The following is a 13417-nucleotide window of genomic DNA, read 5'->3' as shown; positions in this document are numbered from 1 at the left end:
CAACCCGCCCGGCACCGCAGCCCGGAGCTACAAGACCCGGACGCTGTCAGGGCAGAGAGCGCCGCGGGCCTCGATCTGCCCTCCTGTGCGGGGAGGGCAGAAGTTCTTTCGGGAGGATTCTGGACTAGACCACGGCCGTCTGTCTACGGATCGCGCGGTTCTGCCCCGCCCATTCTCCACCGCCCCCCGACCAGCCTTCGTCCGCCCCCCGACCGGCGTCCGCCGGCCCGCCGGCTTGTCGTACCCTCGGCCCCGTGCCCTCCATGAACGACCTCGTACGCCAGCACACCGCTCTCTCCGACGTGGAGCTGGAGTGGCTGCACCTGCTGGTGTCCGAGTGGCAGCTGCTCGCCGACCTGTCCTTCGCCGACCTCGTGCTGTGGGTGCCCACACTGGACGGCACCCGCTATGTCTCGGTCGCCCAGATGCGGCCGAACACCGGCCCGACCTCGCATCAGGACGACATGGTCGGCCACCTGGTGCCCCGGGGCCGCCGGCCGCTGCTGGACGCCGCGCTGGACGAGGGCAGGATCGTGCGGGAGGGCGACCCGGAGTGGCGCGAGGAGGTGCCGGTACGGGTCGAGTCCATCCCCGTCCGGCGTGAGGGCAGGGTGCTGGGCGTCATCGCCCGCAACACCAATCTGCTGACCGTACGCACCCCCAGCCGGCTGGAGCTGACCTACCTCCAGAGTGCCTCCGACCTCGCCCAGATGATCGCGGCGGGCAGCTTCCCGTTTCCGGGGCACGAGGTGGACATGGACCATGTGCCGCGCGTAGGCGACGGACTGATCCGGCTGGACGCCGACGGGCATGTGCAGTACGCCAGCCCCAACGCCCTGTCCGCCTACCACCGGCTGGGCCTGGCCACCGACCTGGTCGGCGTGCACCTGGGGGAGGCCACCGCCGAACTGGCGCCCTCCCGCGGCCCGGTGGACGAGGCGATGGTCAAGCTCGCCAGCGGCTGGGCCCCGCGCGGCGCCGAGGTGGAGGCGAACGACTGCATCGTGCAACTGCGCGCCATCCCGCTCAAACCCAAGGGCACCCGCATCGGTTCGCTCATCCTGTTGCGCGACATCACAGAAGTGCGCCGCCGCGAGCGCGAGTTGATCACCAAGGATGCCACCATCCGGGAGATCCACCACCGGGTGAAGAACAACCTCCAGACCGTGGCCGCGCTGCTGCGTCTCCAGGCCCGCAGGATGGACTCCGACCGCGGCAAGGAGGCGCTCAACGAGGCGGTGCGCCGGGTCGGTTCCATCGCCATCGTGCACGAGACGCTCTCCCAGAACCTGGACGAGCGCGTGGACTTCGACGAGATCGCCGACCGGGTGCTGGCGATGGTGGCCGAGATCTCCCCCGGCAGAATCACCGGACGCCGTACGGGGCGCTTCGGCATTCTCGGCGCCGAGATCGCCACACCGCTGTCCATGGTGCTCACCGAGGTCCTGCAGAACGCCATCGAGCACGGCTTCGGCCCCGAACAGCAGGGCTCCATCGAGGTGCACGCCGTCCGCGGGGTGGCGGCGGGCCAGGACGAGGCGCGGCTGCTGGTCACGGTGCAGGACAACGGCCGCGGGCTGCCGGCCGGCTTCGACGCCAAGAACGGCGGAAACCTGGGCCTCCAGATCGTCCGCACCTTGGTGGAGGGCGAGTTGGGCGGCACCTTCGACATGCTCCCCGCCCCCACCGGCGGCACCCGGGTCCTGTTCGACCTCCCGGTGGCGACGGACAAACGCTGACCGGCGGCAACCAAAGTCGCCGACACGGCAGCCCCGAGCCACACACGGCAGCCCCACAGACACACGGCAGCCCGCGGAACTCACGCCAGCCCGGCCCAACACAAAAAGCGCCGAGCCCCCGGTCCTTGGGCGGGACTGGGAGCTCGGCGCTCTTACGCTCTGCGTTCTGTGCGGGCGCTCTGCTTGCTGCTAGGCGCTCCGAGGGCACTGCGCGCTGCGTCTCGGGGTGCAGCTGGTGCGGGGCTGGGCGTCAGGCGGTCGCGGCGTTGTTCCGCGCCCGGTTGCGGGCGGCACGGCGCTTCATCGCGCGGCGCTCGTCCTCGCTGAGACCACCCCAGACACCGGAGTCCTGACCGGACTCCAGAGCCCACTGCAAGCACTGCTCCATGACGGGGCAGCGGCGGCAGACGGCCTTGGCTTCCTCGATCTGCAGCAGCGCAGGACCGGTGTTGCCGATGGGGAAGAACAGCTCGGGGTCTTCCTCGCGGCAAACGGCGTGGTGACGCCAGTCCATGGCTGCTACCTCTCCTCGTGTGTGCTTTGCTTGTGAATGTGAACGCTTTCACGAATCCCTCGACGGGGGAAGTGGGGCCTCACAGATGTGATGCGGGTCCCACTGGAGTCAAAGGAAGGGATTCCGGCTCTCAAGGGGGCCCGATGGCGGGGCCGTCCCGATCGCCATGAAGAGACTCGCAAACCTCGGCGGCGGATACAACCCCTTCCGGAAACTTTTTTTTGAATCCTTGGTGTCGACTAGCTCACAGCCGTCATTCGAGGGGGTGGACCCTGGCCTAAACGTTCGAGTGGAAGGACTTTCGCCCCTTCCACTTACACAATCACACGCAGTGCACGCCGTACGCCTGTGAAGCTCACGCTCGTACGCAGTCCCAGATGGTCACCGTCCATCTGAAACGGCAGCGGCGCCTGCGAATGCAAGGTGAACCGGGTGAGGTCGTGCAGCGTCACCGCGTGCTTGCCGCGAGGCCCCCGCTCGGGGCTGGAAGTCAGTAGCTGGGTGCCGTACCGGCTCACCGCCAGCGGCGTCAGTCTGCGCAGTCCCAGCACGTCGAGGCCGGTGTCGAAGGACGCCTCGGGCGCCGCGTAGAGCGGCTTGTTCCCCAGGTACGACCAGGGGGCGGTGTTGCACACGATCGAGAGCGCCAGCTCCGTCTCCGGCTCGACGCCCTCCCGCTCCAGCGTGATCGTCCCCTTGCGGCGGTGCGGCTCGTTCAGGAATTGCCGTACGACCTGGCGCACATAGAGCGGGTGCGTGGAGCGCTTGCCCCGCTCCCGCTGCTGTTCGACTCTGCCGATCACCCCGGCGTCGAAACCCAGCCCCGCCGTGAACGTGAACCAGCGCTCGGGGATCTCGGCGTCGTCCGTTCCCGGCACGCCGCCGGCGATGCCCAGACCGATGGTTCTCTCCGAACGCGCCTCCAGCGCGTCCAGCAGATGCCCGGTCGCCTCCACCACGTCGTTGGGCATCCCCAGCGCACGCGCGAACACATTGGTGGAGCCGCCGGGCACCACGGCCAGCCGCGGCAGCCGCTCCGGGTCGGGCCCGTCGTGCAGCAGACCGTTGACCACCTCGTTGACCGTGCCGTCCCCGCCGAGCGCGATGACCAGCTCGGCGGTGCCGCCCAGCGTCGCCTGGTGGGCGAGGTCCCGGGCGTGGCCCCGGTACTGGGTGGTGGCGACCTCGAGTTTGAGATCGCTGGCGAGCGCATGCGCCAGCACGTCACGGGTCCGAGCGCTGGTGGTGGTGGCTGCCGGGTTGACCACGAGTAGTGCGCGCATGGAGTGAGCGTACCTACCGCGTGGTACACGGCCCAGCCCTGCCGGGGGCCTGAGGGCTAGGCTGCGGGGGTGAGTGGGAGCGGGACCGAGACGGATACGGAAGATTCGATGGAGACGCAGACACCGGCACCGCGCAGGATCGTCGCCGCCGCCGCGGTGACCGGGATCGAAGGACTGGTCGTCGCCGGGTTCGGGATCGTCTCGCTCGTGATGCTGGTCACCGGCCGGCCGGACGACATGATGCAGGCCGCCACCCTCGCGGTGACCGTGCTCGCGCTGTCGGTGCTGCCGCTCGCCGCTGCGCGTGGGCTGTGGCTGCGGCGCCGCTGGAGCCGGGGGCCCTCGATGATCGTCCAGCTCATCGCGCTGCCGGTGGCGTGGCAGATGGCGCAGAACGGGGGCGCGTTGCTGGCCGCCGCCGTCGCGCTGGCGCTGGCCGCCGTCGCTGTTCTGGGGTGCCTGGTGAACCCCACGGCCACCGAAGCCCTCGGCATCGGCCCCAGATGAGAGCCCCTGCCCCGCGGGGGGCAGGGGGGAGATCACTCCTCGGGGAAGCTCACTCCTCGACCAGCAGCCGGTCCCGCAGCTGGGCCAGGGTCCTGGCGAGGAGCCTGGACACGTGCATCTGGGAGATGCCGACCTCCTGGGCGATCTGCGACTGGGTCATGTTGCCGAAGAAGCGCAGCAGCAGGATCTTCTTCTCCCGCGGCGGCAGTTCCTCCAGCAGCGGTTTGAGGGACTCCCGGTACTCGACGCCCTCCAGGGCGTCGTCCTCGGCGCCGAGGGTGTCGGCGACGGCCGGGGACTCGTCGTCGGTGTCGGGTACGTCGAGCGACAGGGTGCTGTAGGCGTTCGCCGACTCCAGGCCCTCCAGGACCTCTTCCTCGGAGATCGACAGCCGCTGGGCCAGCTCGTGCACGGTCGGCGCCCGGCCGTGCTGCTGGGAGAGCTCTGCGGTCGCGGAGGTGAGGGAGAGCCTCAGCTCCTGGAGACGGCGGGGCACACGCACGGCCCAGCCCTTGTCGCGGAAGTGGCGCTTGATCTCGCCGACAACCGTGGGTGTCGCGTACGTCGAGAACTCGACGCCGCGCTCGGGGTCGAAACGGTCGACCGACTTGATCAGACCGATCGTCGCGACCTGCGTCAGGTCGTCCAGCGGCTCGCCGCGGTTGCGGAAGCGGCGGGCCAGATGCTCGACCAGGGGCAGGTGCATACGCACCAGATGGTTGCGCAGCTCTGCGCGCTCGGGGCCGTCGGGCAGCTTGCGCAGTTCGATGAAGAGCGCACGCGCGCCGCCGCGGTCCTGCGGATCGAATCCGCGGGAGTCCCCGCCTGCGGCCCGCTCACGCCGCTCGTGCTGCTGCTGGTCCATAGCGTCCGCCCGCTCTGGCTGCTTGGGTCGCTGCATGCTGGGGTCGGCCGGGTGCGGCCGGGGCTGTTGTTCGGGAATGCCCCGGGAGACCGCCCCCGGGCGGCCTGACCACATCTGACTTGCCTCGTGCTCGGTCACGACGCTCCGGGCCCCGCACCGCGCTTCTTGTGCAGGCTGATGCTGACCGTACGGTCATCCGACACTGCTGAACCCACCTCACCGGCCAGGGCCGAGAGCACCGTCCACGCGAAGGTGTCGCGCTCGGGAGCACGGCCATCGGTCGTCGGCGCCGAGACGGTGACGTGCAGCGAGTCGCCGACGAGCTGGAAGACACAACTGAGTACGGAGCCGGGGACGGCCTGCTGGAGCAGGATCGCGCACGCCTCGTCCACGGCGATCCGCAGATCCTCGATCTCGTCGAGGGTGAAGTCCAAGCGGGCCGCGAGCCCGGCGGTGGCCGTCCGCAGCACCGACAGATAGGCACCCGCAGCCGGCAGCCGGACCTCGACGAAGTCCTGCGACGCGGGCTCGCCTGCGATCTGGGACACCCTCACCTCCAAGGTGACACGAGCCGGTTGGGCCTCGCGGGCCGAAGCGGCTGTTGGTTCGCTTTCGTCAGTGACGCTATCGCGATCCGTCTCACGATGCCGCACGCATCGATCACTGCCGCCTCATTCGCGAGCGTCACCCATAGTAAACATATGGGTACTGTCTGTGGCTAGGGGGTGGAGGCCCCAAATCCTCCACGATTACGCTGTGTTGGTTTTGCGGGGCTACCGTAGACCGCTTCCCGGGGTGGATCCCCGGACTTCCCCGGCCACCCTGTGTGTCCGTTCTTCGGGCACCGTGGTGTCGCTGGAAGGGCCTGTCATGTCAGTACCCGTCACCTGATGCGTTCATAGCCCCTGGAGGCACACCCTCCGACAAGGGCCGAAACCTGCCCCTGTGGGCGACCCCGAGACGGACCCGAGTTGCCCGAGGGGAGCGATGGGTGACTACGCAGTGTGAATGTGGCGGGGAGTGTTGTGAGTTGATGAGCGCGGAGAGTGACGAATTTTCTCACTCTGAGTCACGCCTTCAGGGGGAACGACTGCCCCGTCACGACCGCCGTCAGCGTGCTGCCGCGCGGGAAGGCGCCCTCCGTCGCGAGCCGGGTGAGGGCGAACAGCAGCTTGGCGACATAGATCTCGTCCAGCGCGGGCAGCCCGTGGCGCTCGGCGAAGTCCGCAGCGAAGTCGGACAGCTGAGGGCTCACTTTCGCGTAGCCGCCGCCGTGGAAACGTTCCTCCAGCCACCAGTCGCCGCGCGGCCCGCCGAAGGTCTCCCGCTGGAGCCGCGCCACCTGTCCACCGAGGAACCCGCCCTTCAGCACGGGCACGCCGAGTCCGCGCTGACCTGCGGAAAGACCGGCCGCCATGCCGGCGAGGGTGCCGCCGGTGCCACAGGCGACGGCCGCCACATCGGTACGCCCGCGCAGTTCCTCGCCGAGCGGAACGCACCCGCGTACGGCCGCCTCGTTGCTGCCCCCCTCGGGGATGACGGCGCACGCGCCGAAGCGGGCGCGCAGCTCGTCGTGGAAGTCCGGATCGGCCCGGCGGCGGTATGCGGCCCGCGAGACGAAGTGCAGCAGCATGCCGTCCTCGGCGCAGCGCGCCAGGGAGGGATTGAGCGGCCGGCCGGCCAGCTCGTCCCCGCGGACCACCCCGACGGTGCGCAGCCCGAGCAGCCGGCCCGCCGCCGCGGTGGCTCGGAGATGGTTGGAGTAGGCGCCGCCGAAGGTCAGCAGCCGACGGTGACCGGTCTCGGCCACCGACCGCAGATTAGGGGCGAGTTTCCGCCACTTGTTACCGGGGAGTGCGGGATGGATGAGGTCGTCGCGCTTGAGGAGGAGCCGCAGCCCCTGGCGTGCGAACCGCTCGTCGTGCACCTCCTGGAGCGGGGAGGGCAGCCGTGGGGCGAGCGGGGCGAGGGGGTCGGGATGGGGCGGCACCCTTCCATTGTGGTGCAGGGGGACCGGGTGCCGCCCTGGCCCTCACTTCAGGCGTTCGGCGATCCGCTCGCGCATGTCGTCCATGGTGAAGCCGCGCGGATCGCTCTTCTGGTCCGTCCACTCCAGATGGCCGATGACCGAGCGGGCGCCCCATCCGTGGTGCCGGCACAGTGCGGCGGCGGCGCGCTCGATCGCGTCCAGCTGCGCGTCGGGCCACGGGTCCTCGCCGTCTCCGAGGTTCTCGCACTCGAAGCCGTAGAAGTACCTGTTGCCGTCGGTGTTCTGCTGGTTGGGCCGGGGGGTGGCGCGCTCGGCGATGACGGCGCGCAGTACGTCGTCATCGCCCGAGCCCGCGTGGTTGGCCCGGCCGTGCCCCGTCAGATGCACGGTGCCATCCTTGGTGATGCAGCCGTGCGAGAGGGGGCCCGGCAGCTCCGGGTGGCCGTCGTAGATCAGGTCGACGGTCTCGGCCGAGCCGCTGGTGACGGTGTGGTGGATCATGATGCCGTGCACCGGGCCCCACGGCCCCTGCTGGTTGCGGTTGTGGTTGCGCCAGTCGCGGACCTCCTCGACCTGTACGCCCTCCTTCTTGAGGGCCTGGACGAAAGCGGTCGCGGTGATGGGTGTGGCCATGCTCGCCCCCGTCTGCTGGGTGTCCGGTCGCCGATGCCGTTGCCGGAACGTGCCCCGGTTTCCTACCCGTTATCGGGCTCCTTCTAGCCGACCTGCCCCGCACCCGAGGGCGGGTTCGCCTGTACGAGGAGCGCGCGCACCTGGCGGTCGCGTGCGTACGGGCGCAGCAGCCCGGGTATCCGCGCGCGAGCCGCCCGTACCCGGCCCGAGCGGACCTGCGCCGACACCTCCAGGAAGCCGCTCCAGACGGCGCAGGCCTCCTCCAGCCGCCCGCGGGAGAGCAGCAGTTCGGCCAGTTCGGCCTGGCACAGGGCGCGTGTGCGGCGCTCGCCGGTGGGGCGTGAGTGCAGTGAGGCGCGCAGATCGCGGATGGCGCCCTCGCCGTCGCCCAGTGCGACCCGGACCTGGCTGGACTGGTAGAGCAGCGCCGCGCTCTGGTACGTACCGACCGGCTCGCCGTTCGGGCTCTCCGGGCCCGTCGTCAGGTCGGCCGGCGCGCGGGCCAGTTGGCGCTCGGCGCGGCCCAGCGCGTCCAGCGCCCGGTCCCGGTCACCGCACGCCGCGTCGGCGACGGCCAGCCCCGCGTACAGGAACGCGCGGGCCGAGGGGTCGGTGTCCGCCGGGGCCGCCGCCAGGGCCGCCTCGGCGAGGGCCAGGCTCGCGCGGGGGTGGCCCAGCTGGTGTGCCTGCGAGCTGAGCGCGCGGCGGGCCAGCGCCACGCCCTCCGGGTCCGCCGCCTCCTCGGCGAGTTCGGCGGCGGTGAGGAAGGCGCGCTGGGCGAGGCCGTGCCGCTGTTCGTCGGCGTAGACCCGGGCCAGCAGATAGCTGAGCCGCGCGGCGCCCGCCTGCATCCCCCGGTGGTGCACGCCCTCCTCGCCGCGGCGCAGGGTACGGACGAGCCCGGAGAGGTAGGCGGCCAGCGAGGTACGGATGTGGCCGCCGCCGTACCGGTCCGCCTGGAGGGCGAAGAACCGGGCGTGCTCGTGGACCGAGGCCACCTCGCCCGGGCCCGGGCTGTCGGCGGGGCGGGAGCCGCGCGCCGTACAGCTGTTGCGCGCGCCGGGCAGCGGAGCCGGAGTGGGGGCACCCGGCTCCGCGGCGGGGTGGGCGGTGGTGGGTGCTGTGCGGTCCGCATCGGCCGCGCCGTCCTGGTGCCCGCCTCCGGGACGGCGGACCGTCTCGGCCAGCAGCCGCAGCGTGTACGGCGCCGGGGGAGGGGCGTCGGCGCGCGGCGGCGGGACCACCGGGGCCGTGAGGGCGGTGAGCTGGTCGGCGGGGTGGGACGGTCTGCCGAGCCCGAAGAGCCGTACGTCCACGGGGTGCGCACGCGCCGCTGTGCCCGACTCTTGACCGGCCGGGGCGTGGATGTCCGTGCTGCCGGCGGGGGCAAGCGCTTCTTCCCGGTGCGCGAAGTGCTCGGCCTCCGCGCGGGGTTGCGGCCCTTCCTCTGGATCGGAGGCGTCGTCGTCGCCTCCCTGGGACTCCGCTCGGGGGGACCCCCAGCCGCCGCGCGGACGGGCCGCCGCGCCGGTGCGTCCGCCCCGCGCGCCGTGCATCCCCAGGTCCGTCACCGTGATCCGGCGTCCGAGACGCCGGGAGAGCGCCTCCGCCATGAGGTGCTGGACCCGGGGGTCGGGACGGCTGCCGCGCAGCCAGTGGGCGACTGAAGTTCTGTCGTACCGAAGGTGGATACCGACCTCGGCGCCGAGACGACCCAGGGCGCGTGCGAACGCCGCCTGCGTCCACTCGCTCTCCTCCAGCAGGGCGCGCAGCGCGCGGTTGGGGGTGCGGCTGCGGGACCGGGAGTTCGGGTACGCCGTGGCACGTACGGGATCAGCGGGACACATGGGCGTTCCCGAGGTGGAACTTGATGGGGTCGTTCACGGTTCTGCCTCACTTCCGGAATCGAGTGATGTCTTTCCGTAGCTCTCCGTGTGCTGAATGTGCTGTCATGCACGCGGACGGTTTCAGGAAAGCGCATCGCTCGCGGCTTCGGGAGCATGTGCCGGGCGCACGACTGCGTGGTGCTTTCACACCCCGTGTGAACGCAGGTCCGTTACTCTGCGAAACAACACGTTGGACCCGACGGAGGGCGGCATGGAGCCCAACAGTCAACTGGACGCGCTCCTTGACCAGTCAGGAATGTCCCGGGCTGGTCTCGCGGCAAGACTCAATCGATTAGGCAACCAAGCGGGGATAACCCTGCGTTACGACCACACGGCCGTCGCGCGCTGGCTGAAGGGGCAGCGCCCGCGCGGCAGGGTCCCCGAGTTGATCTGCGAGGTCCTCGGCCGCCAGCTCGGCAGGGCCCTCACCCTCAGTGACATCGGGATGGATGTCACCACGGCAGGACGGCCCTCAGGACCCCCGCTCGGCTCCGAAGAGGCGGGTCTCGGCCGGTTCGTGGAGCGCGCCGCCTCGCTGTGGCGCTCCGATCAGGTGCACAGCGACTGGCCGGGCCCCTCCCTGCTGACCGGCGCGGCGGCCGTCGCCCCTGTATGGGAATGGGAGAACCCGCCCGAGGACCGCGATGTCTCGCACGCGGGCGGCCCCGAGGTGACCGGCGCCGACGTGAGCGTGCTGCACGCCGCGCGGGGCCACTACGAGCACCTGTACCGCAACGCCGGCGGGGTCGCCACCCGCGCCCGCGTCGTCGGCTTCCTCAACGGCGAGGTCGCCCCCCTGCTGCGCGGCAGCTACAACGACACCACAGGCCGCGAACTGTGCCGCGCGGCGGGCTCGTTGGCGGCCATCAGCGGTATCTGCGCCTACGACGCCGACGCACAAGGGCTGGCACAGCGCTACTTCCACCAGGCACTGCGCCTCGGCAAGGCGTCCGGCGATCTGCTCTTCGGCGGCTATGTGGTGGCCCTCCTCGTCAACCAGGCGCTGTTCCTGGGCGACTGCCGCCATGCGCTCGCCTGCGCGCAGGCCGTGCTGCGCACCACCGGGCCGCACATCAGCCCCGCGCTCGCCACGGATGTGTACGCGATGCAGGCCGGCGCGTACGCACGGCTGGGCGACCGGCGCAACGCGCACGACTGCATGCGCAGGGCCGAGGCGTACTCCGAGCGCATCCGTCCCGAGGACGAGCCCGAGGAGACCAGCTACGTCCAGCCCGGCCTGGTCGAGGTGCGATTGGCCGAGGCGCTGATCCTCCTGGGAGAGCTGTCCGCGGCTGCCAAGTACGCCCAGGAGGCGGCACGTGCGCCCGCGCACGTCCGCGGCCGCGTCAACCGGCTGGCCACCCTCACCGACGTGGCGTTGCACGCCGGGGAACCGGAGCGCGCCGCGGTCACCGCCGCCGAGATGGTCGACACCGCGCAGGGCATCGAGTCACAGCGGCTGCGCGGGCGCATGCGCAGGGTCAGAAAGCGGCTGGAGCAGCACCCCGGGACTTCAGCGGTCGAGGCGGCGAAGCTCATCGAGGACTCGCTGAGCGTGCCGTTCTGAGCCGGGGCGCGCGGAGTGCCTCTGTCAGTGGGAGCGCACGACATGCTGGGATGTGCCCAACCTCCGTCGGGAAGGGGGCACATACGTGCGATGGAAGAACCTGGGTGAACACACTGTGTACGAGAACCAGTGGCTTCGGGTGAATCTGGCGGACGTGGAACTGCCGGACGGGCGGCATCTGGATCACTATCTGATCCGGCTGCGGCCCGTGGCCATGGCGACCGCGGTCAACGAGCGCAACGAGGTGCTGCTGCTGTGGCGGCATCGTTTCATCACGGACAGCTGGGGGTGGGAACTGGCGGCGGGCGTCGTCGAGGAGGGCGAGAACCTCGTGGAGGCCGCCGCCCGGGAGATGGTGGAGGAGACGGGCTGGCGCCCCGGACCGCTCCGCCATCTGATGACGGTCGAGCCGTCCAACGGGCTGACCGACGCACGGCACCACATCTACTGGTCGCCGAGCGCCGAGTACGTGGGGCCGCCCGAGGACGACTTCGAGTCCGAGAAGCGGGAATGGGTCCCGCTCAAGGAGGTGCCCGACCTCATCGCCGCGGGCGAGGTTCCCGCGGCGAACATGGCCGCGGCGCTGCTGATGCTGCACCGCGTCCGCTTCGGGTAGACCGGACGTTGTGGTTGCGGTCGCTTGCCTTTTCCGCCGGACCCTGCCGGTGGGGGCTTCCCGCCGTTGCGGCGGGAAGTTGCGCAGCGGCGGGGGCGGGTTTCTCAGCTCTTGAGGAAGGCGTCACCGTTCTGGGCCACGTGCTCCTGGACGGCCGCTAGGGCGCGCTGGACCTCCTGGGCGGAGCCGGTGCCGTTCTGCTCCGCGTAGTAGGCGGCGCCGAGGCGGCGCAGCAGGTCGTTGCCCGTGCGCTGGGCCTGGACCTCTTCCATCTTCTCCTTGCCCTGGGCGAGGCCCCGCTGAGCCTGCTCCTTGGCGCGGTCGAGAAAGCCTGCCATGGTCCTACCTCCGTCGTGTGTGGCTGTACCGGCCCGGTCGGCTCCGGTACTCGGCTCAACGTATGCCGTGATCAGCTGGTTCCCCGCAGTTCACGGCGGTGCGGAAGCGGCCGGCCGAACCATTTCACACGATCGACCGAGGGCACTTGGCGTGTCGTTCATGACGGCAGGCACGGGCGCCGTACGCACCCCGCGCGCCGGCGCCCGGCAGCGCGGACCGCGTGCGGACCGGGGTGTCGGTGGGCGCGGTTACCGTTGTCCGGTGAGTGCACAGCCGAAGGACGAGGCCGGGACCGTCAGCTGGGAAGAGGGCGGCCAGGAGCGTACCGCCGTGTGGCGGTCCGAGAGCGGGGCGCGGCCGCCGCGGCGGATCGCCGTCGCCGACGACCGGATGGCCGCCGACATCGCCTACAAGCTCGTCTGCGAAGGCACCGCGCTGCTGTGGCGCGGCGACTACCACGGCGCCCGGCAGCTGCTGGCGGCGCTCGGCCGCCGGGTGGACCGCAAGCCGCCCAAGCAGGGTGCGACACCCCGCGAGAGCTTCCACCTCTACCGGCAGGCACGCACCCGCCGCGCCAGGGTCCTCGGCATGCTGCTGATCCCTCTGGAGACCGCGCCCGGCGGCTCGTACGCCGTACCGCTGCGCCGCGCGCCCGAAGTGGGACCGGCCTGCGTGGCGGCGTACGGCCCCGCCGAAGGCGCCGTCGGCGAGTTGGCGCTGGTCTCGCTGCGCGAGTTGCAGGGCGTGCTCGGCGCCTATGAGTGGCAGCGCAAGGGGGTGGCCGTCGACGCGCTGGGCGGCGAGCGGATCCACCCGTACCACGGGGTCTTCTCACCGGTGCGCGGCGAATACGTCGACCTGGTGGCGCGGGCACCGCTGCCCCGCCAGGAGGCGGGCGGAATCGTCGCGTTCGACATCGGTACGGGTACGGGAGTCCTCGCCGCGGTGCTGGCCAGGCGCGGGGTGGGGCGGGTGCTCGCCACCGATGTGGGGGAGCGGGCGCTGGCGTGCGCGCGGGAAAACGTGACGCGGCTAGGCGTGGCCGGGACGGTGGAGGTCATACGGTCCGACCTGTTCCCGCCCGAGGCCGCCGGGCAGGCGGACCTCGCCGTGTGCAACCCGCCGTGGCTGCCCGCCAAGCCGACCTCCGCACTGGAGCAGGCGGTCTACGACCCGGACAGCCGCATGCTGTGCGGCTTCCTCGCCGGACTGGCCGGACGGCTGGCACCCGGCGGCGAGGGCTGGCTGATCCTCTCCGACCTCGCCGAGCACCTGGGGCTGCGGCCCCGCGAGCAGTTGCTGGAGTGGATCGAGGGCGCAGGTCTGCGGGTCGCCGGGCATCTCGACGCGAGCCCGCGGCACGGCCGGGCCAGCGATCCGGAAGTCCCCCTGCACGCGGCGAGAGCGGCGGAGACGACAAGGCTGTGGCGGCTGCGCCGGGCGGAGGACGCGGCGGGCTGAGCCGGTCCCGCCGGGTG

General features: G+C 71.3%; 13 protein-coding genes. 5 read left to right on the top strand and 8 right to left on the bottom strand.

The window, feature by feature from the left end; all coding sequences use genetic code 11:
* The first annotated feature begins 263 nt into the window (after window positions 1–263).
* A complete protein-coding gene (locus tag ACQEU8_RS12175; protein WP_433102335.1) occupies window positions 264–1739 on the top strand; it encodes a sensor histidine kinase in 1476 nt (491 codons plus the stop codon).
* A 250-nt stretch (window positions 1740–1989) separates the two neighbouring features.
* Here the strand turns inward: ACQEU8_RS12175 and ACQEU8_RS12170 are convergent, their stop codons facing one another.
* A complete protein-coding gene (locus ACQEU8_RS12170; RefSeq protein ID WP_016469673.1) occupies window positions 1990–2253 on the bottom strand; it encodes a WhiB family transcriptional regulator in 264 nt (87 codons plus the stop codon).
* Window positions 2254–2567: 314 nt separating this feature from the next.
* Window positions 2568–3536: a diacylglycerol/lipid kinase family protein gene (locus tag ACQEU8_RS12165; protein ID WP_433099762.1), complete on the bottom strand. Its 969-nt coding sequence runs from the start codon at window positions 3534–3536 to the stop codon at window positions 2568–2570.
* A gap of 108 nt (window positions 3537–3644) precedes the next feature.
* On the opposite strand from ACQEU8_RS12165, the gene ACQEU8_RS12160 reads away from it, so the two are divergent.
* The gene (locus ACQEU8_RS12160) at window positions 3645–4043 is read left to right on the top strand and encodes a hypothetical protein (protein WP_433099760.1); all 399 of its coding nucleotides are present in this window, start codon (window positions 3645–3647) and stop codon (window positions 4041–4043) included.
* A gap of 49 nt (window positions 4044–4092) precedes the next feature.
* On the opposite strand, the gene ACQEU8_RS12155 is transcribed toward ACQEU8_RS12160, so the two are convergent.
* The 5 genes from ACQEU8_RS12155 to ACQEU8_RS12135 form a co-directional block, all read right to left on the bottom strand.
* Window positions 4093–5022, bottom strand: coding sequence for an RNA polymerase sigma factor SigF (locus tag ACQEU8_RS12155; protein ID WP_433102333.1), 930 nt, complete (start codon window positions 5020–5022; stop codon window positions 4093–4095).
* A 20-nt stretch (window positions 5023–5042) separates the two neighbouring features.
* A complete protein-coding gene (locus ACQEU8_RS12150) occupies window positions 5043–5456 on the bottom strand; it encodes an anti-sigma regulatory factor (RefSeq protein ID WP_019354516.1) in 414 nt (137 codons plus the stop codon).
* A 521-nt stretch (window positions 5457–5977) separates the two neighbouring features.
* Window positions 5978–6898, bottom strand: coding sequence for a 1-aminocyclopropane-1-carboxylate deaminase/D-cysteine desulfhydrase (locus tag ACQEU8_RS12145; RefSeq protein WP_433099758.1), 921 nt, complete (start codon window positions 6896–6898; stop codon window positions 5978–5980).
* A gap of 42 nt (window positions 6899–6940) precedes the next feature.
* Window positions 6941–7531: an N-acetylmuramoyl-L-alanine amidase gene (locus ACQEU8_RS12140; protein WP_433099756.1), complete on the bottom strand. Its 591-nt coding sequence runs from the start codon at window positions 7529–7531 to the stop codon at window positions 6941–6943.
* An 83-nt stretch (window positions 7532–7614) separates the two neighbouring features.
* Window positions 7615–9378 carry a hypothetical protein gene (locus ACQEU8_RS12135; protein WP_433099754.1) on the bottom strand — a complete coding sequence of 588 codons (1764 nt, stop codon included), beginning with the start codon at window positions 9376–9378 and terminating at the stop codon, window positions 7615–7617.
* Between the two features lie 250 nt (window positions 9379–9628).
* On the opposite strand from ACQEU8_RS12135, the gene ACQEU8_RS12130 reads away from it, so the two are divergent.
* Window positions 9629–10984, top strand: coding sequence for a transcriptional regulator (locus tag ACQEU8_RS12130; protein ID WP_433099752.1), 1356 nt, complete (start codon window positions 9629–9631; stop codon window positions 10982–10984).
* An 85-nt stretch (window positions 10985–11069) separates the two neighbouring features.
* Window positions 11070–11600, top strand: a complete 531-nt coding sequence (locus ACQEU8_RS12125; protein WP_433099750.1) for an NUDIX hydrolase — start codon at window positions 11070–11072, stop codon at window positions 11598–11600.
* Between the two features lie 104 nt (window positions 11601–11704).
* On the opposite strand, the gene ACQEU8_RS12120 is transcribed toward ACQEU8_RS12125, so the two are convergent.
* Window positions 11705–11938, bottom strand: coding sequence for a hypothetical protein (locus ACQEU8_RS12120; protein WP_433099748.1), 234 nt, complete (start codon window positions 11936–11938; stop codon window positions 11705–11707).
* A gap of 262 nt (window positions 11939–12200) precedes the next feature.
* Between ACQEU8_RS12120 and ACQEU8_RS12115 the strand changes: the two genes are divergently transcribed.
* Window positions 12201–13400 (top strand): methyltransferase, encoded by a 1200-nt coding sequence (locus ACQEU8_RS12115; RefSeq protein ID WP_433099746.1) that lies wholly within the window; start codon window positions 12201–12203, stop codon window positions 13398–13400.
* Window positions 13401–13417 lie beyond the last annotated feature (17 nt).

The organism is Streptomyces sp. CA-250714, assembly GCF_050936705.1.
Lineage (GTDB): Bacteria > Actinomycetota > Actinomycetes > Streptomycetales > Streptomycetaceae > Streptomyces.
The sequence above is the reverse complement of the archived record's forward strand: the minus strand, read 5'-3'. Positions and strand labels throughout refer to the sequence as shown.